We start from the raw sequence: 25,745 nt of genomic DNA on the forward strand, positions 1-25,745 counted from the left end.
CCATGAGGCAAATTGGCGACGACTATCAAATTGAGATAAATGCACCTTTTTGGATGGGGGTTGTATTTTTTCTCGCGGTAGTGGTTAGCTGTGTGTATTTATTTTTGGCTGCACAAAAATGGTTGCAAGATAGTCAGCAGCTGCCTATTAGTCAGTTGAAAGTGGCAGGAGAGAGACATTACGTCAGTCACAATGAGCTTTATAAAGCATTGCAGCCTGAGCTGCATAAAAGTTTTTTTATGCTTGATGTGAACCGAGCACAAGCTGCGCTGCAGCAGATTAATTGGGTTGAATATGCCTCTGTGCGCAAAGAGTGGCCAGAAACGTTAAATATTTTTGTTGTAGAGCAAAAGCCTGTTGCAGTATGGAATCAGGATTATTTACTGAACGAAAACGGGGAAATTTTTCAAGCGGATAAAAATCGGTTAGACAGAGAGCTACCTGAATTAACCGGGCCACCAGACGCTGCGAAAAGAGTGTGGGAAACCTATCAACAATATGCAAGTTTGTTGAAGTTACATGGTTTTGAAGCTCAGGCTTTAATGATAAGTCCACGCTTTTCGATGCAATTAAAGTTAAAAGGGGGGCTGCAACTTAAGTTAGGCCGCGAAAATGGTGAAACAAGAGTAAAACGCTTTTTACGCCATTATTCCGAGTTGCAGCATCAGGAAAATTTAGAATATGTAGATTTACGATACGATACCGGCTTTGCTGTGGGTAAAAAGGTATCACAATCATAATTATCGGGTGGATTGAGACAAGATATGTCTAAAACATTAGAGAAAAATTTGGTTGTAGGTTTAGATGTTGGCACAACAAACGTAGTGGCTGTTGTGGGCGAGATCCTGCCGGATGATACCATTAATGTTATTGGGGTTGGTTCACACCCATCTCAGGGCATGGATAAAGGTGGTGTGAATAATATCACTATGGTTACTCATTCAATCAAACAGGCCATTAGTGAAGCTGAATTAATGTCTGGGTGTCAGATCTCGTCGGTTTATTTAGCAATATCAGGCAAACATATTAAATGTCAAAACGAAAATGGCATGGTGCCCATTCATGAGCACGAAGTGACCAGTGAGGATGTTGATAACGTCATACACACGGCTAAATCTGTTCCGCTGCCGGCGGAGCGTATGGTTTTACATGTATTACCACAAGAGTTTTGTGTTGATATTCAAGAAGGTATTAAAAGTCCTATCGGCATGTCTGGGGTGCGTTTGTCCGCGCAGGTTCACTTAGTCACTTGCGCCAATGATATGGCTAATAATTTAATTAAATGTGTTAAACATTGCGGCTTAAAAGTAGATGCTTTGGTGTCTTCCTCGCTTGCTTCCAGTTTAGCGGTATTAACAGAAGATGAAAAAGAGCTTGGTGTGTGTGTTGCTGATATTGGTGGTGGCACTATCGACCTAGTGGTCTATGCCGGTGGTGGTATTCGCCATAGTTCTGTGATCCCAGTCGCTGGGAATCAGGTGACCAAAGATATTGCGCAAATTTTCATCACTCCATTGGGGCACGCCGAAGAGTTAAAAATAAAATATGCGTGTGCACAGCGAAACTTGGTGAGCTTAGAAGAAAATATTGAAGTACACAGTGTGGGCGGACGACCAGCAAGAAGTTTGTCGCGCCACACATTAGCCGAAGTTGTTGAGCCTAGGTATCAAGAACTATATGAGTTAATTCAGAAAGATGTAGAAAAAAGCAGCTGGGATGATCAAATTGCAGCTGGCGTAGTTTTAACGGGCGGCACCGGCAAAATGGAAGGTGCGCTTGAACTGGCTGAGGAAATATTTCAAGTGCCAGTTCGCCTGGGTAGTCCAATTGGTATAAAAGGATTAACCGAATATACGGACGATCCTGCTTATGCCACAGTGATTGGATTATTACATTATGGGAAAGAAAACTTGAAAGAGGGTCTCAGTCAGGATGAGACGCAGTCCGTCAAAGGTGTTTTTCAGCTTTTAAAAAGCTGGTTTAAAGGTGAATTTTAATTTTAACTGCAGGTGCAAGAGGTAAATATAATGTTTGATATTATGAGCGAGCATAATGACGAAGCAGTCATTAAAGTAATTGGGGTCGGCGGTGGCGGTGGTAACGCCGTTGAGCATATGGTTCATCACAGCATCGAAGGGGTTGAGTTTGTCGCTGCCAACACAGACGCGCAAGCATTGCGAGCTTCTTCTGCGGGAATGACAATTCAGCTGGGTCGCGATGTGACCAAAGGCTTGGGAGCAGGTGCCAATCCTGAGATCGGTCGTAAATCAGCTGAAGAAGATCGTCAGGTGATCGAAGAAGCGATTCGTGGTGCAGATATGGTCTTTATTGCGGCTGGCATGGGCGGCGGTACTGGCACAGGTGCAGCGCCAGTGGTTGCGGAAATCGCTCGTGAAATGGGCATTTTAACTGTCGCTGTAGTGACTAAACCTTTCCCATTTGAAGGCAAAAAGCGAATGGCTTACGCCGAAGCCGGTATTGAAGAGCTTGCCCGTAATGTCGACTCGTTGATCACTATTCCCAATGACAAATTATTAAAAGTATTGGGTAAAGGCACCAGCTTGTTGGATGCTTTTAAAGCGGCTAATAATGTTTTGCAAGGGGCAGTACAAGGTATTGCAGAGTTAATTACCCGTCCAGGTTTGATCAATGTGGATTTTGCTGACGTAAAAACGGTTATGTCGGAGATGGGCACAGCCATGATGGGCACTGGTGTCGCACGCGGTGAAGATAGAGCTGAAGAAGCAGCAGAAGCCGCGATATCTAGCCCACTGTTGGAGGATGTAGATCTAGCGGGTGCTCGTGGTATTTTGGTTAATATCACTGCTGGTATGGATATTAGTATCGAAGAATTTGAAATCGTTGGTAATGCAGTTAAAGCTTTTGCCTCAGAAAATGCCACAGTTGTTGTGGGTGCGGTGATTGATGCCGAAATGAGCGAAGAGCTAAGGGTGACCGTTGTGGCTACTGGTATCGGTGATGCTAAACCTGATATTTCTCTGGTGCCTAACTCACGTCCGCAGCAAACCGCAGCGCATTACGGCACTACAGATGCTTCCGGTGCGAGCTCACAAGCGGTTGCAGTCGGTGCGGGTAAAGCAGCGATTGAGCCGAGTGAAGACGTGCAATCAAATAGCGAAGGCACTTATTTAGACATCCCAGCGTTTTTGCGAAAGCAAGCAGATTAGGCAGTTTTTTGTGGTTTAGCTAACAAAAACTAAGTGAATATCTATTGTTGCTTTTGAAAAAAGCAGCAAACTGGTATGATCTGTCTTCGCATTCCCGAAACATACGTGTTTTGAGCTAGGAGAAATTAAATGATTAAACAGCGCACACTTAAACAAAGTGTCAGTACACTGGGTGTTGGCCTGCACCGCGGCGAAAAAGTTAAACTAACGATGCGTCCCGCACCTGCAAATACTGGGATCGTATTTAGACGAGTTGACTTAAATCCCGTGGTTGATATGCCTGTTTCACCTCAGGCAGTAACAGACACCACTATGTGTACTTGTATGACAAATGAAAATGGTGTCGCTGTTTCAACTGTTGAGCATTTAATGTCTGCTTTAGCGGGATTAGGGATTGATAATGTGATCATTGAGCTGACAGCCAATGAAGTCCCTATTGTTGACGGCAGTGCGAGTCCTTTCATCTTGTTAATAGAAGAAGCTGGCATAGAAGAGCTTTCTGCCAATAAAAAGTTTATCCGTATCGACAAACCGATACGGGTTGAAGCTGACGACAAATGGGCCGAAATATTACCGTACCCTGGTTATAAATTTGATTTTAAAGTCGAATTTCCGCATCCAGCGATCGCGGCAACACGCCAGCATGTTAACTTTGAGTTTTCTAGCCAAAACTTTATCAATGAGGTCAGCCGAGCACGTACTTTTGGTTTTATGAAAGATTTTGAATATTTACGGGCGAATAATTTAGCACTTGGGGCCAACTTTGATAACGCCGTTGTATTAGATGAGTTTCAGGTACTAAACGCAAATGGCCTTCGTTATGACGATGAATTTGTCATGCATAAAATATTAGATGCCGTAGGCGATTTGTACATGAGTGGTCAAGCTTTGTTAGGTGAAGTTAGAGCTTTTAAAACAGGGCATGCGTTGAATAACCAGCTATTGAGAGAAATTTTAACGCAAACAGATTGTTGGAGCTTAGTTGAGTTTGAATCCACTGAGCAGGCTCCGTTAGAGTTTCTTGCCGTTGAACCCGCTTAAATAAAACACTGAACTTAATTACTTTTTTTATCTAAAAGGCGCTCTAAAGCGCCTTTTAACTCTTCTGGCGCTGTTGCTAAAAAATCCTCTAAATGCTGTCGACTGCGGGCCGATAACTGATTTTTTAGTTTGCGTTCTGGTGTGGGTTGAGCAGTGTTATAGCGTTGCTGACTGACAGGTTTAACCGAACATTTAATGCTGATAAGCTGAGGGTTATTTTTACGCAATTGGCTGATTAATTGGCTTCGCTGTCTGTTTAAAACCAATAGTTGGGTGGCAGTTGGCACAGTTAGTTCTAATAAACCTTGTTTGAAGCCCTCAATGCTAACTTGTTTATGTAGATTTTCAGGTAAGTAAAGTTCTAGCTCATTAGAAAGCTCGCTGTTATACTCATTGTTTATTTTTTGAGAGCTGGCTTGTTCTGGCCATTTTTCTCGCATTATTTGTTTTAAATTTTTCGGTCTGGGGCGCATCTTTAACTTTTATGTCTATAAAACTAATATACTCAGGACGCAACCAAATAGTTCACATTGATCTGAGTAAAAAACAATTATTTTTAATGTTGTTGTCTGTGGCTGCTTTAATGCTGGTTTTAGTGTACAGCGTAAATCAATATTTAACTACGAATGAAACATTATTAAATCCTATCGAGCAGCCTCTGCAGCAAGTCAAGGCGCAAAAAACAGAGTTAAATCTGTTAAAGTCGAATACCTTGGCAGAACTTGCCGCAATAAAACTTAAACTAAGTGAACTGCAAAGTTATGCGATACGTATGAACGCGCTAGGTGCAAAACTGGTTGATGAATCTGATTTAAATCCAGCAGAATTTGATTTTACTCAGCCATCGGCAATCGGCGGGCCAGCGAGTGAATCAGTTGATTGGATTGCAGAGTTGGATATCGATCATGAATTGCTGACACAAATGGATACTTTAATGAGTAAGTATCAAAAACAAGAGCAGCAGTTAAGCTTGTTAGAGTCTTTATTATTAAACCAAAATATCAGCGATGAAATTTATATTAGTGGCAGACCTATAAAATCGGGTTGGTTGTCCTCATATTATGGTTTACGCAAAGATCCGTTTAATGGAATGCCCGCTATGCACAAAGGTTTAGACTTTGCAGGCAAAAATGGCAGTCCAATTATATCCACAGGGGCTGGTATCGTAACTTTTGCCGGTGAACGTTATGGATATGGTAAACTGATCGAAATTGATCATGGCCAAGGACTAAAAACCCGGTATGGCCACAATCAAGAGATCCTGGTGTCGGTTGGTGATGTTGTCAACAAAGGCACCCAGATAGGTGTAATGGGGTCGACCGGGCGCTCGACTGGGCCGCACGTCCATTACGAAATATTACGCCATGGAAAACAGATAGATCCGTTGAAATATGTCTATCGTCGTGCAAAATAAGCAAACTATTTAACCAGGGGACGCACTACCTGCAAAAACAGGTTGGGATAACTGAATGATTACAAAATTACTGACATCTATATTTGGCAGCCGCAACGACAGAATGATTAAAAAAATGAATAAAGTTGTGGCCGAAATTAACGCTTTAGAAAAAGATTATGCCGCGCTCAGTGATGAAGCGCTAAAAGCTAAAACAGCTGAGTTTAAAAAACAATTAGCTGCAGACGCTACCTTAGATAGCATATTGGTTGAGGCTTTTGCCGTTTGTCGTGAAGCGTCAAAACGAGTGTTAGGTATGCGTCACTTTGATGTTCAGTTGCTCGGGGGTATGGTGCTGCATCAAGGTAAAATTGCCGAAATGCGTACAGGTGAAGGTAAAACTTTAACGGCAACTTTACCGACCTACTTAAATGCTCTGGCTGGTTCAGTCCACGTAGTAACAGTGAATGATTACCTAGCGATGCGGGATGCAAACTGGAGCCGACCATTATTTGAATTTTTAGGATTAACCGTTGGTTGCAATATTCCAGGTTTAAGTCAGGTTGAAAAACGCGAGGCTTATGGCTCAGATATTGTTTATGGTACTAACAATGAATTTGGCTTTGATTACCTGCGTGACAATATGGCGTTTAGTCCTGAAGAGCGTGTACAAAGCGAATTGCATTTTGCTGTTGTAGATGAAGTTGACTCAATTTTAATTGACGAAGCAAGAACACCACTGATTATTTCTGGTCCCGCTGAGGATAGCTCTGCACTCTATCAACAGATTAATCAGGTTGTGCCTATGTTGGAGCGGGCTGATAAAGAGGACACAGAAGAAGCAGAGAGCGAAGGGCATTTTACCATTGACGAAAAGTCAAAACAGGTGCACCTAACTGAAAAAGGTCAGGTGAAAGTCGAAGAGCTTTTAATTGAGCGCAAAGTGCTTCAAGAAGGCGACTCTTTATACAATGCTGCTAATATTGGACTTGTTGCGCATATTAATGCCGCATTAAGAGCTCATACTCTATATCACAAAGACGTTGATTATTTAGTAAAAGATGGTCAAATCGTCATTGTTGATGAGCATACAGGCCGCTCAATGGAAGGCCGCCGTTGGTCAGAAGGTTTGCACCAAGCCATCGAAGCAAAAGAAGGAGTGCAAATTCAAAACGAAAACCAAACACTGGCTTCAATTACTTTCCAGAACTACTTCCGATTATATAAAAAGCTATCTGGCATGACAGGGACGGCAGATACCGAAGCTTTTGAATTTAATTTTATTTATGGTTTAGAAACCCTCATTTTGCCAACCAATAAACCAATGATCCGTAAAGACTACCCTGATCTTGTGTATTTAACGGCAGAAGAAAAATATCAGGCCATTGTGGAAGACATTAAAGCCGTTGTTGAGCAAAACAGACCTGTGCTTGTGGGCACAGTTTCAATTGAAAACTCTGAGCTTATCTCGGCTTTTTTGAAAAAGAACAAAGTTAAACACCAAGTTTTAAACGCAAAATATCATGCTAAAGAAGCGGATATTATTGCGTTAGCCGGTCGTCCGGGTGCTGTAACTATTGCGACTAATATGGCCGGTCGTGGTACTGATATTGTATTGGGCGGTAACCCTGATATTGAACTGGCACAGTTAAAAAATCCAACCGAAGAGCAAGTGGCTAAAGTAAAAGAAGATTGGAAAGCTCGCCATGATGCTGTGGTTGAAGCGGGTGGTTTACACATCATTGGTACAGAGCGTCATGAATCTAGACGGATTGATAACCAGTTGCGTGGTCGTGCCGGCCGTCAAGGCGATCCAGGGTCTTCGCGTTTCTTCTTATCTATGGAAGATTCGCTCATGCGTATCTTCGCCAGCGATAGAGTATCTGGGTTAATGAAAAAACTGGGCATGGAAAAAGGCGAAGCCATTGAACATCCTTGGGTAACCAAAGCGATTGAGAATGCCCAGCGTAAAGTTGAAGCGCGTAACTTTGATATCCGCAAACAGTTATTGGAATACGATGATGTAGCGAATGACCAGCGTAAAGTGGTCTATCAGCAGCGCAATGAGCTAATGAACGAATCAGACATCAGTGAAACCATTACTGCAATTCGTGCCGACGTTATCGAAAGCACTATTGATGCTTACGTACCTCGTCAGTCAGTTGAAGAGATGTGGGATATAGACGGACTAACCGAACGCTTAAAACATGATTTAGCACTAGAGCTACCTATTCAACAGTGGTTAGACGAAGATAAAAAACTAGATGATGAAAAGCTTCGTGAACGTATTCGAGAAGAATTTGATCAAGCTTATAAAGAAAAAGAAGCAGCCGTTGGTGCGCCTGTACTGCGTCATTTTGAAAAAGCCATTATGTTGCAAACCTTGGATAGCCATTGGAAAGAGCATTTGGCTGCCATGGATCATTTACGTCAAGGGATTCATTTACGGGGTTATGCTCAAAAAAATCCAAAACAAGAATATAAAAGAGAGTCGTTTGAGCTTTTCTCTAATATGCTTGAAACATTAAAACAAGAAGTGGTAGGCATACTGTCAAAGGTTAGAGTGCGCGAAGAGTCAGATGTTGAAGCGGTTGAAGCCAAACGCCGAGAGAGTGAAGCTGCGCCTAAGCAGTACCAGCATGCCGAAGACAAGCCGTTAGAAAACAACAAAGGGCAAGCCGTTGTTCGCGAAGGCCGTAAAGTCGGAAGAAATGAACCTTGTCCTTGTGGTTCGGGCGAAAAATATAAAAACTGCTGCGGTAAATTAAGTTAAATGAAACAAGTGCATGTAGCGGTCGCGGTAGTTTTTAATCGCGACCAACAAATTTTAATTGCAAAACGGGCTGATCATCAGCATCAAGGCGGATTTTGGGAGTTCCCAGGCGGTAAAGTAGAAGCGGATGAAAACGTAACAACAGCCCTTAAAAGGGAGTTGCTCGAAGAATGCGGTATTGAATTAGCCGACTGTCAGCCATTAATTAAAATTAGCCACGACTATGGTGACAAACAAGTTATCTTAGATACTTGGGTTTGTCGCCATTTTAGTGGCCAAGCCAGCGGGAAAGAAGGTCAACCGATTAAATGGGTCAGCCTTGAGGAGTTGTACGACCACCAGTTTCCGCCAGCTAATTTAGAAATTATTCAAGCCCTCAACAAGCTACCAAAGGCATAGGTGTTTGCGAATTAATCGCGACACCCCTCTGCAAATAACGCCTGAGTTGATTTACCTGCTTTGTTTTTACTTGCACATCTATCACAAAACACAACTTTTTAAGTAAATCGTTACCCATCTGTTTTTAACTTCCGTTAAGATAGATGTAAACTGATCTTTTGTTTTGGCTTAACATTAAAAATCAAGACACTGCATAATAAAGGTTGAAGGGATTGATATGCTCACACAAATTTTAAAACTTTTTATTGCGCTAAACTCCGAAGACTCACCTAAACAAATTGCTTATGCTTTTGCACTTGGGATGATCATTGGGTTAACGCCACTGCTTAGTTTACATAATCTAATTATTTTATTTATTGCATTTTTAGTTCGGGTTCACTTAGGCGCATTTTTTGTGTCTTTTGCGCTCTTTGCAATTGTTGGAGAACTCGCTGAACAACCCTTTGCGCAAGTGGGGGAGTATTTGTTAACTATGCCAGCGTTAGAGTCTATGTGGCAGTCGTTATATCAATTTACCTTTTTTAAACTAGCACACTTGCATCATACGCTGACCTTAGGTGGTTTAGTGATTGGCTTAGTGCTGTTTTTTCCGATCGTTTATTTGATTAACTATTTGGTTTTAGAGTACCGAGTACATGTCATGGCTTACATACTTAAATTACGGGTGGTGCAAATGCTTAAAAGTACCCGAATTTTCCAAATGTACGAGAAGTTACAGGGAGTATAACAATGAAAAAATATTTACGTTGGCAAGGCCTGTTAGGTTTTGTTGCTGTTATTGGATTGCTCGCTGGTTTTATTTACGTATTTGCCGGTTGGTTAATTAAATTAACGATAGAAGAAGCTGGTGGGTATGCGCTAGGTGCAGAAGTGAATGTAGAGTCAGTTGATGTTAACTGGTCACCGTTTACCCTAACCATTAACGAATTTCAGGCGACCGATCCAAAAAACCCAGCCAATAATATGCTGCAATTTGAGCAAGCAGGCGCGCAAATGGATTTATGGGAGTATTTATTAGGCCGATACGTCTTTGAAAAAGTTCGCTTTACTGAAGTGGCAATGGATCAGCCGCGTCAATCACCGGGTGAAGTTTATACTAGCAGCAGTGAAGATGGAAAAGGGGCACTTAAAGAGGATGTTAAAGACTTAGCAGTCAGTATTCCAGATCTGCAGACCTTGTTAGATAACAGTAACCTGATCACAGTGCAAAGAGCCGAAGAATTAGAAACTGCATTAGACGAGGCAAAAGCAACCTATCAGCAAAGCAAGCAGGCATTGCCAGATAAAGAAAAACTCCAAGCTTATGAAACACGCATCAAAGCTTTAAAAGAGACTGAGATAAAAACGGTTGAAGATGTGGTTAAGCTGCAAAAAGAGCTAGAAGCTTTAAAAGATGATATCCGAGCCGATAAAGAACAATTGTCAAAGGTCAAAGATGATTTAGTGGCGAGCAAAGATAAGCTAGTAAACGCAGGCAAAGCCCTTAAACAAGCACCATCAGAAGATTGGCAGCAAGTTAAAAACAAATATCAGTTAGATACTTTAGAAGTAGAAGATTTAGCGCATATTTTGTTTGGTGAAAAAGCGCGTGAATACACTGAGCAAGCCAAAGAACTTTATGCGTTTATCAAACCATATTTGCCGGCTGGTAGTGGAGATAGCGGTGAAGCTGGAATAGATAAGGTTCAAGTTGGTCGTTTTGTTCACTTTGTTGATGACAATCCAATGCCAGACTGGTTAGTTAAAGATGGTAAAATCTCATTAATTACTCAATTGGGTCGCGTTGAAATAGATTTGAGCGAAATTAATACCCAAAACTGGCTGCGTAACCAAGACAGCCAAATTAAGTTCTTTTCTGACAGCTTTTCAAATGGACAACTCGATGGCAATTTTGCCTACTTTATGCAAAAGTCAGGTGATTTTATTGGTGATGGTCAGTGGGCAGTAGAAGATATGTTGTTTAAAAAATCAGAACCATCAGGCGCAAAATTCTCATTGCAACAAGCGGGTATATCGGCGAAAGGTCAATTAAAATTAAACAATAGCCAAATTGACTCAGATAACTCAGTGCAGTTATTGCAGCCTAAGTTTACCAGCACCTCAGGTTCGCCATGGATCCAAGAGGTGATTAAATCGTTAAGCCAACAAGCGAGCATACCTGCTGAAATACGTTTAGATGGCTCGGCTTTTGCGCCTTCTATTGGCATAAACAGTAACATGGATCAAATTGTGCGTGACAGTGTGACCGCCAAAGCAAAAGGTGAGCTTGATTCGTTAAAAACAGAATACCAAGCTAAATTAAATCAAAAAGTTGCGGATAAGCTTAAATTATCTGAGCAGGAAGTATCGGAAATCACGGATTTAAACGCTTGGATAGAAGACTCAGAAGGCACCTTAAACAAGTTATTAGAAAGTAAAATTGATGACTTTAAAGAGCAGCAAAAAGAAAAACTTAAAGATAAAGCCAAAGACAAGTTAAAAGACAAAATAGGCAATATTTTTGGTTAAAACTAACAGGCCATAAAGGCGGTTTAACCGCCTTTATGGCCTAGTTGGATTTAAGCTTACCGGCTGCGGCCAATCCCATTAGGCGTCTAAATTTGGGGCACTCCAGGTGACTTGGGGCGCTGCACACGGCAACATGGCGTAGTCCATCGCGCATACTGGTTAACTGTTTTATTTTTTTATCTAATTCATCCGCTTTTTGCTGGAGGCGAGCGCGATCGATTTCGGGTTTGCGTTGATCGCCTAACATAAGTGCAATCTCATCTAGGGTAAAGCCAGCACTCTGACCTAATGCAATCAGGGCAAGCCTTTGTAAAATATTATCATCAAATACTCTGCGCAATCCCTGCCGACCGATAGAGTGTATTAAACCTCGTTCTTCATAATATCTCAGTGTTGACGCGGCAACGCCGGATTTTTTAGCCACCTTGGTAATGTCCATAAATTACTTGACCTCAAGTTAACTTGAAGTTGTACATTAGCATTTCAACAAATTTGAATGCAAGTTTTGGAGGTTATATGGATAACGGGTGGAAGATTTTGTTAATAGGTGTTTCAGCAACAATTTTTATGGACATTGTTTTATGGCTAAAATATAAAATTTTTGCGGTCGCGCCACCCAACTGGGGGATGGTTGGACGCTGGGTTGGGCATATGTTTAAAGGTCAATTCACACATGCTTTTATCGGCGATAGCACAGCACTTAAATATGAGTCTGTCTTGGGTTGGTTCACTCACTATTTAACGGGTCTAGTTTATGCAGTTTTATTGGTTATTTGTACAGGTAGCGATTGGCTAACGGCACCCAGTGTCTGGCCTGCGCTATTGTTTGGCGTTATAACTTTAATCGCACCGTTTTTTATTATGCAGCCTTGTTTAGGGTTAGGTATTGCGGCCAGCCAAAGCAAGCAGCCAAACCTGATGCGGCTGCATAGCTTGTTTAATCACAGCATATTTGGGCTGGGTTTATATCTGGGTGCCTATTTATTGGTGCAAGTCGGTAGGTGATAAGGGTTAGTTCATATCTCCTAACACACATTGCAGCATGCTAATGGCCGCTAAGCCGGCCGTTTCTGTTCGTAAAATACGCGGACCCATTAATATGTCTTGGTAACCGGAAGCATGCGCAAGCTGTATTTCGTGCTCGCTTAAACCGCCTTCTGGGCCGATCAATAGTTGTATCTTGCCATTTTCAGGCACTTTTAAATTGGCAATGCCGGCGTTCGCTTGTGGATGCAAGTTAAGTTTTAAACCATCAAAATTTTGTTTAAACAAATCCTCTAGCTGAGTGATATCACCGATTTTTGGAACGATAGAGCGACCACATTGCTCGCAGGCCGATTGCACTATTTTTTGCCACTGTTGCCGTTTTTTTGCAAAACGTTCACTGGATAACTTTACGCCGCATCGCTCGCTTAACAAGGGCGTTATATGGGTGACGCCTAATTCAACCGCTTTTTGAATGGTCAGCTCCATTTTATCCCCGCGCGAGATCACTTGTGCGAGTTCAATTTTAAGATTTGATTCAGTCGCATTGGGCGTTTTGTCATGTATTTTGGCGGATACATGCTTTTTACTTACTTGGCTAATTGAAGCAGGATAGTTATAACCATCTCCATTAAACAGCACTATGGCTTCGCCACCTTTGGCTCTTAATACCTTAGCTAAGTGGTGGCTGGCCTCGCTGGTTAATTCAACCTCTTGGCCAGTTGTTAATGGGTCTGGGTGGTAAATTCGACTAATACGCATAACAGCTCCAATGGTTATTTGGGCGGGTCTATTTGTCCTTTAACCGAAGTATTTAACCTAAACCAACCGGCAATGCTATAACGAGTGCGTTTGGCGGCTAGTACTTCATGTGGAAATTCTTCGCTTAAAAATACCACCATAGTACCAGCTTGTGGGCTGACTTGGGTGAGAATTTTATTGTTGTCGGCCGGATCGTAAATCACCAGTTCACCCCCATCTTCAGGTTGCCAATTGGGATTTAGATAATACACAGTTGAAAGAATACGGTTGGCTTGGCCTTTAAACGCATCTAGATGTTTTTTATAAAATGCCCCTTCAGGGTAGCAGGCAAAGTGGGATTCATAACTAAACAACCCCAAAAAAAGTTGGCGGTTTAATTGCTCGCGCAATAACGACATTTGGGCCAGCCAAGCTTTTTCGGCCGCAGAACCTTCTTTTATCCAAACAATTTTATCTTGGCGAACAAACTTATTGGTGGTTTCATTTTGGTTGCGCCCAATCGCGGCTTGTTTCATTTGTTTTTCGGATAATTGCACCGCATGTTTAATCAGGCTGGTTTCAATATCAACTGGCAAGGCGTGTGGAATAATGGCATAACCTTGGCTTTGCAATGCATTCGCGATCGCTAAAAAGTTGATTGAACTGGCATTTGAATCGGCTAATTCAAACATGGTAGTAGCATCCAAAATATAGGGGAGCGTATTTTATCCAATATTGAAAGTTTGCCAAGGAAAATATCCGTATCCAAAAAATATAGTCTTTTATGGGGTGACATAAATTTTTAACAAGAATCAAATAGCATATCCAGCTTTCCCGCAAAAGCTTGTGGGTTTGACTCTAATTTTACTGGATCAGTTGGATAGTCAACCATGTCTAAAAAGAAGAACAGACTGAAAGATCTTTATCAAAACTACTGGGCAGATTTAAGCAAACTGTTTCGGCACAAATTATCAGGTTCAGGCTTTGACTACGAAGATGCGATTCAAAACGCTTTTATTAAGTTCTCAGAACTTGACCAAAAAACACAAGTCGTCAACCCAAAAGCGTATTTATACCAACTCACTAAAAATGATTATATTGATTATCATAGGCGGCAAAAGTTGGAAGCTGCATTCATAGATTCGCAATTGAGTACACCTCACGAGGGCCATCATAGTCCAGAAGATTGTTTAAGCACTCAGCAACAAATCGATTTATTAGAGGCGTCAGTTGAAAGTTTAAGCGAACAACAAAAAACAATTTTAGTAATGCATCGTATTGACGGTAAAACCTATGCAGAGATTGCCCAACATTTAGGATGCTCTATTGCTCATGTCTGTCGTCAACTGAATCAGAGTTTGGTTATTTTAGCGGCCAACATGCAAGCTTCCGGAGGGAATAATGAGTCGTAGTAGCGTTGAGCAAGCAGTTGATTGGTTAACCGCATTAAATGATCCAAATTGTAGTTTTCAAACTCAGGCTGAGTTTAAGGTCTGGCTAGAGCAAAGTGATGAACACTTGAAAGCCTTTAACAGTGTTTTAGATCTCTGGCAGGCTTTGCCTAGTAGTAAGCATCTGCAAAATCATAACAAAAAGCTTAAGCTGTCTGACAGCCAAAATCGTCCAGCGCGCAAACAGCTTAAGGTCTGGCAATGGTCATCTGTGGCTGCTTGTTTCGGAGTGATTCTAGTATCTCTTTTTTTGTCGTTTTTTTCCGCACCGGACGCCACACAAAAAATATACCGAACTCAAGTGGGTCAAATAAAATCTTTTGTATTAAGTGATGGCTCTGTTGTTACCCTGGGCGGGAATAGTTTATTTATTTCTCAGTTTTCTGCAGATAAGAGATACACACGGCTGGACGTCGGTGAAGCATATTTTGATATAGTCGCAAATTCAGAACGTCCATTTGTGGTGGAAACAGGCCGGACCAAAGTGACCGTCTTAGGCACTGAATTTGAAATTAAACATCAGCAATCACAAGTTGAACTCAATGTTGCTGAAGGAAGTGTACAAATCACTGACCAGCAAGCAATCTATCAAGGGCGAACTCAAAATCAAGCGTTAATTGCGGGCCAGGGTATTGTTTTTACTGAACAACAAGGGCTCGGCGAAATTAAAGCGATTAACATGCATGAGATAGCAAATTGGCGGGACAAGCGATTCGACTTCGAAGACCGGCCATTGTCTCAGATAGTCGCGCGTCTGAATTCGTACTACTCGCCGGGCATCGTTTTATTAGCTAATGCAAATATAGATAATATAACCGCTTCATTTAACCTGTCTCAGATAGGTGCCTTTCTCAACGGATTAGCAGCAAGTTATCCGCTTAAAATTGAAAAAGCTGAGTCGGGGGAGTACTTAATCGTTGATAAAATGAATTAACAAAAGATCACTATAAATGAAGGTTTTATTAAAACATCATTTATAGTGAAAAATTTTGCAACTTCGTTCGTCCTAGCAAACGAGTCGCGGGAATATATGCTATCCCGCCATTAAAGCTAATCGAATGGAAAAATAACAATATGAAACACCGTACAATAGCATCTCTTTTATCAATGTCTTTAATTTCGGCTGTTGCTTCAGCTCAATCGGAGATAGTTGCCTTTGATATTCCCGCGATATCGTTAGAAAAAGCACTGAAAGAGTTTTCACGTCAGTCTAACCAACCAGCGTTGGCCCCAGCCAGTTTGCTAAAAGGAAAAACGTCTACCGTCGTTGATGGTGAAATGCCAGCAATGCAAGCTTTAGAAACTATGTTAAAGGGCACGGGGCTAAAGGCTTCACAAGATTCTAGTGGCAGCTTCATTATTTCTAGAGCTGTGAAAAGTGAGCTGGGTAAAAGCTTACAAAAGCCTGTTCGTGAGACCTCAAAACCGTTGCAAAGTCCAAATCAAATGGAAGAAATCGTGACTGTTGGTTATCGCAGTAGCCTATTGAATTCATTGGCTAGCAAACAAGTTGCCAATCAGTTTGTAGATACTATTACTGCTGAGGATATTGGTCTTTTACCCGACCAAAACATTACTGAATCGTTGCAACGAATTTCTGGTGTCGCTATTACTCGTTCAAATGGCGAGGGTGAACAAGTGTCGATTCGAGGCTTATCACCAAATTTTACTCGTGTTGAAGTTAATGGCCGTACTTCACTTATAACGTCAGATTCTTCAGACCCAGGACGTTCCAGTACGTTGTCCAGCTTGTCTTCCGAATTATTTCAGACCATTGAAGTAGTTAAATCGCCAACTGCTAAAGACGAAGAAGGTGGCCTTGGAGGGATTGTTCGTTTATCAACACCCAAACCTCTAAATCGCAAAGGCCAGTTGGTTGGCGGTCAAGTGGGCTATGCTAAAAATCAAGCAAAAGAAAAAGCAGAGCCGTCTGGTTATTTAATGTATAGCCTCAACCATGAAGATAAGGTTGGTGTACTGATGTCTGCCAGCGCTAAAAAACAAGACCGCGACCTGCTTAAAATATCAACACCGCAAGGCGATCGTTGGGCTCCCATTACAGAAGATAGATTTGATAATGACCTTGACGCTAATTTAGTTGGGGCATTTTCAAGTGCCAATATTCGTAAAGAACAGCGCTCGGGTGACAATGACAAAATTAACTTTAACCTAGTGACTCAATATCGGCCACATTCTAATTTAGAATTTTATCTTGATGGGTTTTATAGCAACGAAGATAAAATCGAACGAATTGAACGGTTAGATTCTCAATTTAACCGTGTTTCTAAACCTCAAAATGCGAGTGCCATTTTAGTCCGCGGTGAATCTGATGGAAAGGTATTAACCTACGGTGAATTTGAGAATGTGCGCTCTGATTTACGTGTGTTTGAACGCGATACTAGCATTAACAGCCGAGGCTTAACGTTGGCTAACATTTATTTACTTAAAGACTGGCAATTTAAAACACAATTTGGCCTAAGTGCTAGTGAAGAAGATCGTTATCAAGCAAGGATAACCGGCCGAGAGGATAATGATATTGCCAGTTACGATATTAGAAATGACGCAGAAACACCTCTGTATCAAGCTGGGATCGCTAAAGCTGATTTTAGTGATATTACCGTGAGACAATTTGATTGGCAGCGCAGGTTGATTGAAATAGAAGAAAAGTTTATCCAATTTGATGGCGAAAAAGAAATCAACTTAGGTGCATTTGATGTTCTTTATTTTGGTGCAAAAAAGAAATCAACCGAATTTTCTAGAATGCAGGGTTACAATTATGCACCGACAAAAATTGGCGATTTAGATCTCACGTTAAATTACGCACTTGCGACGGACTCAGAGTTATCTGATATTCGCCCCACATTGCAATTAAATAGTCTGGGCATTTTAGCCAGCGATATTGATTTTAATGACATAAACACTGCAGACAATAACCGCTATGACATTACTGAAGAGACCACAGCACTTTATCTAATGAGTGATTTTGAGCATTTTTTAGATAAGTATACACTTCGTGGTAACCTCGGTGGACGATGGGTAAGCATGGATACCGAAAGTGTCGGCGCAGTGCGAATTGACGGAGTTTTGCAAGACTTTGGTGATAATAGTTCAGTAGTGCACACTAAATCATCACACTTTTTACCGTCGGCAAATATTGCTTTAGTTGACAATGTGGGCATGAGTCCCACTATTTATAGAGCGTCTGTAAGCCGCGCGTTAACTCGCCCAGAGATTAACCAAATCACTCCAGTCCTCGATGTTAACAATGATGAAAATGAGTTGTCATCGGGCAATGCCGAACTGGATCCGTTTTTAGCCTGGCAGTATGATTTGGGTGTCGAATATTATTTTAACCCAAACAACCCGTCGATTTTGGCTTTTGGTTTATTTTACAAAGATGTTGAAAATTTCACATTGGCCGATGTTTACGAAGTTGATGCAACGACTTCAAATTTACAGGGCTTAAAGCCGGACACTCTTTATTCTTATTCATCATACCGCAATGGAGGGGAAGCCGAAGTCAAGGGTATCGAAGTCAACTTCCAGTCTGGTTTAGAGATAATATCAGACCATCTAAGGGATTTTGGAGTTAATTTAAACTATACCTACACTGATTCAACCTTTACTGACGCAGACGGGACTGAGCGATCGTTTCCTGGTGCATCAGAAAATACCTTTAATGCCATACTATATTATGAGGTCGATGCTTTCAGCACTCGTTTTTCTTACAACTACCGCGATGACTTTTTAATTGACCCAGCAGTCGACGACTTCAATGGTGATGGTTTATCAGACAGTAACACCGTATATGGCCAAGGAGGAGGACGGCTAGATTTTGCATTCCGGTATTATTTTGAATCTGGTTTACGGATTTCGTTTGATGTGATGAATATCACCGAAGAGCAAGAGTACCGATACTATGATGAAGCGACACGGTTTGCCAATATAGATAATGAAGGCCGTATTTTCAGCGTTACTATGTCTTATTCAATGTAACTTTCAACTGACAATCAGCCGCCACCAATTGGCGGCCTAGGCAGCTTTTATGTTAAGAATTTTTTTATTAATACTCATGTTATCAAGCCATAGCCATGCGCATAACCATGGACATGCCCCGCTATGGCAACAAGCGTCAGGTTGGCCTGATCGAATTATTGTTAATCCAGGTAAAGATGCAACGACGAGTTTTAGTGTGACTTGGCGAACTGCCTCTCATGTCGCTCGATCTGTGATTCAGCTTGTACCCGCCTCAGCTGATACCCGTTTTGATTTAGCGGCGCAAACTTATAAAGCACAAATGGAAGTATTCAACTTAGAACATATGCAAACAGATGCGGGGCTTCACCATAGTAGTGAAAATAGCCTGCTTGACTCTGTACACTACCACAGTTTTACATTTGAAAATTTAACACCTGATACTTTGTACGCCTATCGAGTTAGAGGAGAGCGGGGTAAATGGAGTGAATGGTTGCAAACAAAAACGGCGGCCACTAACGGTAAGTTATCTTTTATCTATCTCGGCGACTCTCAAAACGGAGTGAGGAGTCATTGGTCTAGAGTCATTCGACAGGCTTATCAGACGTTACCGAATGCCGATTTTTTTTTGCATGCAGGTGATCTTGTGTCTGTCGGTGATAGTGATCTTAACTGGGCAGAATGGTTTGATGCGGGAGGCTTTATCCACCGAATGACGCCTGCTATACCTGTGCGAGGCAATCATGAAAACATCACCGTTAGAAATGAAAACGGGCGTAAACGTGTCCGAACCCCATTTTGGCGCGCACAATTTACTCTACCGGAGGAAAAAAACTTAAGTTCGAGCCTGCAAGAGTCTAACTATATGGTGAATTTTGCAGATACTATGACTTTGTTTGTCATCGATTCATCAACAAAAACCTTTACGGAGCAAGTTAAATGGTTAGATGAAGCATTAGCGAGCGACAAAGCGAAGTGGCGTGTTTTGACTATGCACCATCCATTTTTTGTTGCCGATAAATTTGCTCGTAATAAAACGGATATAAAGCGCAAAGCCGCATTTAAACAGTTACTTTCCCGTCATCGTATCGATCTTGTGTTAACCGGACACATACATACCTACCTAAGAGGTGAGCGGAGTCAACAAACGAGCCGCACTGCTGACTCCATAACAACTGCTAGTGAGATAATGGGCCCGGTATTTGTCGTATCTTCATCGGGTGCCAAAAACACCAATTTAGATAGCGACATAGATGAATATGCAAACGATAAAAATAGTTTGCTGCAAATATCTCGCCACGCGGGCAATACACCTATGTATCAGGCTATTACTATTGAAGGTAACAGTTTAAATTACCGTGCCTATACAGGCGTCGGCAGTCAGTATGATGCATTTACATTAACAAAAAGCGCACAAGGAAATCTACTCACCGAAGGTAAAGCAGCATTCGGAGAGCAACGCCTGTTTACCAATACTGGTAAATATATCGACTGGTACGATTTACGTTAAAGGGTAGGACAAATAATGAATAAAATAAATAGAATAGTACTACTAATGATTGTAGTCATATTTAGCTCCAAATCAAATGCTCATGGAGGCCATCACCAGATCCCACCTTGGCAAGCACCAACCACTTGGCCCGATCGCATTGTAGCGACCGTGACTAATTCACCTTCCGACAGCTTTTCGGTGAATTGGCGAACGAGTAAAACGGTTGGCGTGGCATTGGCCGAAATTGTGCCAGCAACTGCCGATGCAAGGTTTGATTTAAATGCCAAAACCGTAAAAGCAACTAGTGAGTTATTTGATCCTGCTGTGCTTGCCACGCCCGAAGGCCAAGAAGATATTGTGCTCAATCAGGGCCTTGATAAAGTGGTTTATCACTCGGTGACTTTTTCTGGGCTGAAGCCAGATACTTTATACGCGTACCGAGTACGGGGTGAAGTGGGTAAGTGGAGTGCTTGGTATCAAGTTAAAACAGCCCCATCTACTGGTCACGTGAAAGCTGTATTTTTTGGTGACGCACAAACAGGAATTCGTTCTCATGTTAGCCGTACGATCGCGGCTGCGGCAAAAGTTGCGCCAGATGCTGATTTGTTAATACATGGAGGAGATTTAGTGAATACGGCTGAATACGATCAAGAATGGGCTGAATGGTTTGATGCCGGAGGTCGCTCATACCGTATGGTACCGTCTCTATTAGTGCCAGGGAATCATGACTACGTCAATTTTTCGGTGCGTAAAGGGCTAGGTAAAAGAGAGGGCGGCAAGCTATTTGTTGCTGACAAAACAGTCACACCTTGGTGGCGCGCTCAGTTTACTTTACCAATTGAAAAAGGTTTGCCTTTAGCACTTCATGAAACTGTTTATGCGATCCTTTACAATGACAACTTGCATATATTTGCAATAGATAGCTCGGGCATAGAGTTTGATAAACAAATGAAATGGTTAGCAAAAGAGCTAGCGATGAGCAAAGCCAAATGGCGTATTGTCACCATGCATCACCCGTTATTTTCATTTGTGGGAGGCAGTGAACACCCAGCAGCTAAGGAGCGACGTCTGTTATTAGCGAATGTGTTAGCAGAGCACGACGTTGATTTAGTACTCACCGGACATCGTCATACCTATCAAAGAGCGGAAAAAGGAGAAAACCTTGCACGCTTTAACGTAGGTCAAGCGCATCAAGTTGATACAGTTTTTGTGGTCACTGCGTCTTCTACAAAACGCGGGGATACAAAAGTAGAAGGATGGGACAGATTTAGCGAGCAAACTAAAGGAGAATATGCACTAACAAGATACGCAAACAAAACACCAATTTTTGCGGTAGTGGAAATTGACGAAAAAGAGTTAAGGTTTGCGGCCTATGATCCTGTTGGAAACTTGTATGATGCATTTTCCCTAAACAAAAAAGGTAAGCAAAAAACCATCAAAAATCACGCAGCGGCCTCAGGGCCAATTCGGGATGGGGACGCGCTAGGACCCTATAAAAAATGGGATGATTTGCGGCATTAACCAGCAAGTATAAATCACCAGCTAACATAAGCTACCTTGTTTGGTCTCTTGTTAGCTGGTGGTTATTTAGCTGTATTATTCAGCTTGGCCGAACTCAACGCCTTTTTCAATGTCACCCTTAAGCGTAGGTAACATGTCATCTAAAGCTTTTTGCTCAAATTCGCTGATTGAACCATAATCTAAAATGGCTTCAACACCGTTTTTGCCTAATTTAACTGGCTGGGCAAAAAACTCAGCGTTATCGCCAGCGCCTTGAACATATGCACATTCGATCACTTCTTCGCCCTGTAAGCCTTTGATTAAAGACAAACCAAAACGAGCCGCTGCTTGACCCATAGATAAGGTTGCAGAGCCGCCGCCAGCTTTTGCTTCAACTACTTCAGTACCGGCGTTTTGGATACGGGTTGTTAACGCGGTCACTTCTTCGTCAGTAAAAGAGACGCCTTCAACTTGCGACAATAATGGTAAAATGGTCACGCCACTGTGGCCGCCAATAACATTTACTTTAATGTCGCTACATGCTTTGCCTTTTGCCTCTGCAATAAAGGTTTCTGCACGGATAACATCCAATGTTGTCACACCAAATAAACGTTTAGGATCGTATACGCCTGCTTTTTTCAAAACTTCAGCAGCGATAGGCACAGTAGTGTTCACAGGATTGGTAATAATACCTAATAACGCTTTGGGACAAACTTCAGCCACTTTAGCGGTTAATGATTTAATAATACCAGCATTAATGTTAAATAAGTCAGCTCGGTCCATGCCAGGTTTACGAGCAACACCGGCTGAAATCAATACAACGTCTGCACCTTCAAGGGCAGGGCTGCAGTCTTCACCACCAAACCCAGTCACTTCAACATCAGTTGGAATGTGGCTTAGATCTGCGGCAACACCAGGGGTAACAGGTGCAATATCATACAGACTCAGTTTAGAACCTGCAGGCAGATTCAGTTTTAATAACAGACCTAAGGCCTGACCAATACCACCAGCGGCACCAATAACGGCAACTTTCATTGTGTTCTCCATTCGTTTGCTTTTAGACGCGAATTATCTGTTACAAGATAAAAGATAAACAGCTAAATAACAATTATTAACAGCTGCTTTATCTTGCCTATAAATTATATTGATAATAGCCTGTTAATTGCTTGTTTTTTTTGTTTTGCTAAGCGGGTTGTTATAACTATCTAATTCACCCACTTCAAGCATAGGTGCAGCGTCTAGATTTTCAGCGTTCATCATCTGCACAACCCGTTGCAACGACGACAATATCATACTCTGTTCCCAGCTTTCTAAGCTACTGAATTTAGATATAAAGTGTTCTTGCAATGGCGGTGGTGCATTGGCTAATACTGCTTTTCCCTCAGGCGTTAAATAAGCATGGACTTTACGTTTATCCATTTTTGAGCGCGCGCGGTAGACTAAACCTCGTTTTTCAAGGCGGTCTAAAATGCTAGTGACAGTGGCTTGGCTCAAGCTAACCTGATTGGCGATTTCGCCAATGGTGACTTCGCCATTTTCTAAGATGGCGCGCAGCAATAAAACCTGAGGGCCAGTAATACCCGCCGTTTTTACTAATTGTTTTGAATGCAGGTCGGTCGCCCGGATGAGGCGGCGCAACATCACTAATACTTCTTCTATAGGTTCAGATGTTCCACTCAATTGACTGGTTACCTTATATTCTTTTTTGTTGGGCATTATAAGCTCTCATTTTTATCCTGCATCTATTAATAAAAACTTTTTACTGTGAAGATTTTTATACAAAAGACTTTTGCCGATTAACGACATAAAAACAGTTCAAATTCTTTAGACCACTTATTTTGTTTACTATATAAAAATATTATAAGTGATTAATAATTGTGCATTTGATCTGAGGCTAAACTTAATCCGTATAGATAGTCAGAAAAAATGCTAAACATATAAACACTGGATTTTTACATAATCTTTAGTGTACTATATATTTGTTTGTTTAGACATCTAAATAATTTCGCGCCTAATGGCGAGCAACAAGAGAATTAATAATCCACTATGGATAAATCAGACAATCTGAACGGACAACTGAAATTACGTTGTCCAACTGCCGAAGACGGCTACCCCGTACATCAGTTAATAGCGGCTTGTCCGCCACTTGATACCAATTCTGCCTATTGCAACCTATTGCAATGTTCACACTTTTCAGAAACTTGCGTTGTTGCCGAGCTAGACAATGAGATTGTCGGCTGGGTGTCTGGTTATATTGAGCCAAAACAACCTGATACCTTATTTGTTTGGCAAATGGCGGTCTCAGAAAAAGCGCGAGGACGATCGTTAGCACGCAAAATGTTACAGCATTTACTGGTGCGAGAAGTTTGCAGTGGTATACAGTTTATCGATACAACCATCACGTCTGATAATGCTGCTTCGCGGGGCGTATTTAAACGTTTAGCCGACCGTTTGGCTTGTGAATTAAATGAGAGCGAATTTTTTACCCGCGAAAAACACTTTGGTGGCCAGCATGATGATGAGCATCTCATCCGTTTGGGGCCATTTAAAATAGCCAGTATTAAAGAGGAAGAATGATGAGTATTTTTGAGCAGATGGAATCGAACGTACAGTGTTACGCCAACTCTTTTCCGGTTACTTTTAACCGTGCAAAAGGTGCTTATTTATATGATACACAGGGCCGTGCTTATTTAGATTTTTTAGCAGGTGCTGGTTCACTAAATTATGGTCATAATCCAGAGCCGGTAAAAAAAGCTTTGGTCGACTACATCTTGGCCGATGGTGTCGCTCATGGTTTAGACATGCATACTGATGCCAAAGCCGGCTTTATGCAGGCTTTTCAAACGCTTATATTAAAACCGCGCAACTTAGACTACAAAATGCAGTTTACCGGCCCAACTGGTGCAAACGCGGTTGAAGCTGCGATGAAACTCGCCCGTAAAGTCACTGGCCGTACTAATATTATTAGTTTTACCAATGGCTTTCATGGTGTCACTTTAGGTGCTGTGAGTGCAACGGGTAATCAGCATCATAGAGGCGGTGCCGGTGTTCCATTATCTGGAACCACACGGATGCCGTATTGTGGTTATTATGGTTATAACGCAGACACGCTAAAAATGTTAGACAAACAATTGTCTGACCCCTCTAGCGGCATTGACGCACCAGCGGCGTTTATTGTTGAAAGTGTGCAAGGTGAGGGTGGCTTAAACGTGGCTACCTTTGATTGGCTGCGAGGTTTACAGGCACTGGCTAATAAACATGGTGCAAAGCTAATTTTAGATGATATTCAAGCGGGCTGTGGTCGCACAGGGCGCTTTTTTAGCTTTGAAGACGCGGGGATTAAACCTGACATTGTGACTTTATCAAAATCTATCAGTGGTTTTGGGTTACCCTTGGCTGTTGTTTTATTAAAACCTGAGTTGGACGAATGGGCTCCCGGTGAACACAATGGTACTTTCCGTGGTAATAATCATGCGTTTATCACTGCAACAGCTACTCTAAATCATTATTGGGCCGATGACCGTTTTGAAAAACAAATTTGCGAGCGTGCAGCGTTAGTCACCGAATATTTTCAGGCCATTGTTGACGAGTTAGGGGTCACTCATGCACGCCTTAAAGGCCGCGGTTTGATGCAAGGTATTGAGTTTCGAAATGGCGAGATTGCTGATCGTATTACAGGTGCCTGTTTTGACGAAGGTTTAATCGTTGAAACTGCGGGTAATCACAGCCAGGTCGTTAAGTGTTTTTGTCCGCTGACAATTAGCCACGAAGATTTAGAAAAAGGTTTAAAAATTATACAAAATGCGGTGACAGCTGAGTTTAACAATAAACTGCAAGCCGCTAGTTAAGGAGAATTTAAATGATAGTTAGAAATTTAAAAGATGCTGAACAGTCTGATCGTAAAATCGTAAGTGAAGGTTGGGATAGCACTCGTTTATGTTTAAAAAATGATGGCATGGGCTTTTCGTTTCATATCACCACTATTTATCGTGATGCTGAGTTACACCTTCACTATCAAAATCATTTAGAGTCTGTGTATTGTGTTTCTGGTAAAGGTTCAATCGAAGATTTGGCCACAGGTGAAGTACATCAGATTGAACCTGGTGTTATTTATCTTTTAGACAAACACGATAAACATATTTTACGGGCAACCGAAGAAATGAAAATGGCTTGTGTTTTTAATCCGCCATTAAACGGTAAAGAAGTTCATGATGAAACAGGTGCGTACGCACTAGATGCTGAAGAAGTAAACGACTAATTCAGTTTGGTCTGGCGAACAGCCAGACCTTTTCCTGCCCAA

Annotated in this window: 24 protein-coding genes; 18 read left to right on the forward strand and 6 right to left on the reverse strand. The window is 41.8% G+C overall.

The genetic code is table 11. The annotated features are described in order from the left end of the window. Positions 1–2: 2 nt before the first annotated feature. The 4 genes from C727_RS0104405 to lpxC all read left to right on the forward strand — a co-directional run bounded on the left by C727_RS0104405 (position 3) and on the right by lpxC (position 4,229). Positions 3–740, forward strand: a complete 738-nt coding sequence (locus C727_RS0104405) for a cell division protein FtsQ/DivIB (RefSeq protein WP_017444414.1) — start codon at positions 3–5, stop codon at positions 738–740. A 24-nt stretch (positions 741–764) separates the two neighbouring features. Then, entirely contained in the window at positions 765–1,997 is a 1,233-nt protein-coding gene (ftsA, locus tag C727_RS0104410; RefSeq protein WP_017444415.1) for a cell division protein FtsA, read from the forward strand. A 30-nt stretch (positions 1,998–2,027) separates the two neighbouring features. Continuing rightward, positions 2,028–3,188: a cell division protein FtsZ gene (ftsZ, locus tag C727_RS0104415; protein ID WP_017444416.1), complete on the forward strand. Its 1,161-nt coding sequence runs from the start codon at positions 2,028–2,030 to the stop codon at positions 3,186–3,188. 129 nt (positions 3,189–3,317) lie between these two features. Further along, positions 3,318–4,229, forward strand: coding sequence for a UDP-3-O-acyl-N-acetylglucosamine deacetylase (gene lpxC, locus C727_RS0104420; RefSeq protein ID WP_017444417.1), 912 nt, complete (start codon positions 3,318–3,320; stop codon positions 4,227–4,229). Between the two features lie 14 nt (positions 4,230–4,243). On the opposite strand, the gene C727_RS0104425 is transcribed toward lpxC, so the two are convergent. Continuing rightward, positions 4,244–4,702, reverse strand: coding sequence for a hypothetical protein (locus tag C727_RS0104425; protein WP_017444418.1), 459 nt, complete (start codon positions 4,700–4,702; stop codon positions 4,244–4,246). A gap of 11 nt (positions 4,703–4,713) precedes the next feature. Here C727_RS0104425 and C727_RS0104430 point away from each other — a divergent pair, with 11 nt between their 5' ends. From C727_RS0104430 to C727_RS0104450, 5 genes are all read left to right on the forward strand, one after another. Next, positions 4,714–5,643, forward strand: a complete 930-nt coding sequence (locus C727_RS0104430; protein ID WP_017444419.1) for a M23 family metallopeptidase — start codon at positions 4,714–4,716, stop codon at positions 5,641–5,643. A gap of 55 nt (positions 5,644–5,698) precedes the next feature. Further along, on the forward strand, positions 5,699–8,395 hold the full coding sequence (gene secA, locus C727_RS0104435; RefSeq protein WP_017444420.1) for a preprotein translocase subunit SecA: 2,697 nt from the start codon (positions 5,699–5,701) through the stop codon (positions 8,393–8,395). Then, positions 8,396–8,794 (forward strand): 8-oxo-dGTP diphosphatase MutT, encoded by a 399-nt coding sequence (mutT, locus tag C727_RS0104440; RefSeq protein WP_017444421.1) that lies wholly within the window; start codon positions 8,396–8,398, stop codon positions 8,792–8,794. It begins immediately after the preceding gene. Positions 8,795–9,011: 217 nt separating this feature from the next. After that, positions 9,012–9,521, forward strand: coding sequence for a TIGR03546 family protein (locus C727_RS0104445; RefSeq protein WP_017444422.1), 510 nt, complete (start codon positions 9,012–9,014; stop codon positions 9,519–9,521). Between the two features lie 2 nt (positions 9,522–9,523). Beyond that, positions 9,524–11,302, forward strand: coding sequence for a TIGR03545 family protein (locus tag C727_RS0104450; RefSeq protein WP_017444423.1), 1,779 nt, complete (start codon positions 9,524–9,526; stop codon positions 11,300–11,302). A gap of 40 nt (positions 11,303–11,342) precedes the next feature. Here C727_RS0104450 and C727_RS0104455 read toward each other — a convergent pair whose 3' ends face one another. Continuing rightward, positions 11,343–11,741: a helix-turn-helix domain-containing protein gene (locus tag C727_RS0104455; protein WP_017444424.1), complete on the reverse strand. Its 399-nt coding sequence runs from the start codon at positions 11,739–11,741 to the stop codon at positions 11,343–11,345. A 77-nt stretch (positions 11,742–11,818) separates the two neighbouring features. On the opposite strand from C727_RS0104455, the gene C727_RS0104460 reads away from it, so the two are divergent. Further along, positions 11,819–12,307 carry a DUF2938 family protein gene (locus tag C727_RS0104460; protein WP_017444425.1) on the forward strand — a complete coding sequence of 163 codons (489 nt, stop codon included), beginning with the start codon at positions 11,819–11,821 and terminating at the stop codon, positions 12,305–12,307. A gap of 6 nt (positions 12,308–12,313) precedes the next feature. On the opposite strand, the gene C727_RS0104465 is transcribed toward C727_RS0104460, so the two are convergent. Together C727_RS0104465 and C727_RS0104470 are read right to left on the reverse strand one after the other, a co-directional pair. Continuing rightward, entirely contained in the window at positions 12,314–13,048 is a 735-nt protein-coding gene (locus C727_RS0104465; RefSeq protein WP_017444426.1) for a 16S rRNA (uracil(1498)-N(3))-methyltransferase, read from the reverse strand. A gap of 14 nt (positions 13,049–13,062) precedes the next feature. Further along, complete coding sequence (locus tag C727_RS0104470) at positions 13,063–13,719, reverse strand: 2OG-Fe(II) oxygenase (protein WP_017444427.1); 657 nt, start codon at positions 13,717–13,719, stop codon at positions 13,063–13,065. 198 nt (positions 13,720–13,917) lie between these two features. Here C727_RS0104470 and C727_RS0104475 point away from each other — a divergent pair, with 198 nt between their 5' ends. From C727_RS0104475 to C727_RS0104495, 5 genes are all read left to right on the forward strand, one after another. Continuing rightward, positions 13,918–14,439: an RNA polymerase sigma factor gene (locus C727_RS0104475; protein ID WP_017444428.1), complete on the forward strand. Its 522-nt coding sequence runs from the start codon at positions 13,918–13,920 to the stop codon at positions 14,437–14,439. Beyond that, positions 14,429–15,412 carry a FecR family protein gene (locus tag C727_RS0104480; RefSeq protein ID WP_017444429.1) on the forward strand — a complete coding sequence of 328 codons (984 nt, stop codon included), beginning with the start codon at positions 14,429–14,431 and terminating at the stop codon, positions 15,410–15,412. The genes C727_RS0104475 and C727_RS0104480 overlap by 11 nt, the downstream gene beginning before the upstream one ends. A 140-nt stretch (positions 15,413–15,552) precedes the next feature. After that, entirely contained in the window at positions 15,553–18,474 is a 2,922-nt protein-coding gene (locus C727_RS0104485; RefSeq protein ID WP_017444430.1) for a TonB-dependent receptor, read from the forward strand. A 49-nt stretch (positions 18,475–18,523) separates the two neighbouring features. Next, entirely contained in the window at positions 18,524–19,963 is a 1,440-nt protein-coding gene (locus C727_RS17955) for a purple acid phosphatase family protein (RefSeq protein WP_017444431.1), read from the forward strand. 15 nt (positions 19,964–19,978) lie between these two features. Continuing rightward, positions 19,979–21,466 carry a purple acid phosphatase family protein gene (locus C727_RS0104495; protein ID WP_026052558.1) on the forward strand — a complete coding sequence of 496 codons (1,488 nt, stop codon included), beginning with the start codon at positions 19,979–19,981 and terminating at the stop codon, positions 21,464–21,466. 75 nt (positions 21,467–21,541) lie between these two features. Here C727_RS0104495 and mdh read toward each other — a convergent pair whose 3' ends face one another. Both mdh and C727_RS17960 read right to left on the reverse strand, forming a co-directional pair. Further along, complete coding sequence (gene mdh, locus C727_RS0104500; protein ID WP_017444433.1) at positions 21,542–22,480, reverse strand: malate dehydrogenase; 939 nt, start codon at positions 22,478–22,480, stop codon at positions 21,542–21,544. A gap of 123 nt (positions 22,481–22,603) precedes the next feature. Next, on the reverse strand, positions 22,604–23,161 hold the full coding sequence (locus C727_RS17960; RefSeq protein ID WP_017444434.1) for a MarR family winged helix-turn-helix transcriptional regulator: 558 nt from the start codon (positions 23,159–23,161) through the stop codon (positions 22,604–22,606). A gap of 330 nt (positions 23,162–23,491) precedes the next feature. Here C727_RS17960 and ectA point away from each other — a divergent pair, with 330 nt between their 5' ends. The 3 genes from ectA to C727_RS0104520 are packed head-to-tail and all read left to right on the forward strand — an operon-like array spanning position 23,492 to position 25,703. After that, positions 23,492–24,022 carry a diaminobutyrate acetyltransferase gene (ectA, locus tag C727_RS0104510; RefSeq protein WP_017444435.1) on the forward strand — a complete coding sequence of 177 codons (531 nt, stop codon included), beginning with the start codon at positions 23,492–23,494 and terminating at the stop codon, positions 24,020–24,022. Continuing rightward, positions 24,019–25,293, forward strand: a complete 1,275-nt coding sequence (ectB, locus tag C727_RS0104515) for a diaminobutyrate--2-oxoglutarate transaminase (RefSeq protein WP_026052559.1) — start codon at positions 24,019–24,021, stop codon at positions 25,291–25,293. The genes ectA and ectB overlap by 4 nt, the downstream gene beginning before the upstream one ends. An 11-nt stretch (positions 25,294–25,304) precedes the next feature. Then, entirely contained in the window at positions 25,305–25,703 is a 399-nt protein-coding gene (locus C727_RS0104520; RefSeq protein WP_017444437.1) for an ectoine synthase, read from the forward strand. The last annotated feature ends 42 nt before the right edge of the window (positions 25,704–25,745 follow it).

The organism is Gayadomonas joobiniege G7, from assembly GCF_000300815.1.
GTDB classification, from domain to species: Bacteria; Pseudomonadota; Gammaproteobacteria; order Enterobacterales; family Alteromonadaceae; genus Catenovulum; species Catenovulum joobiniege.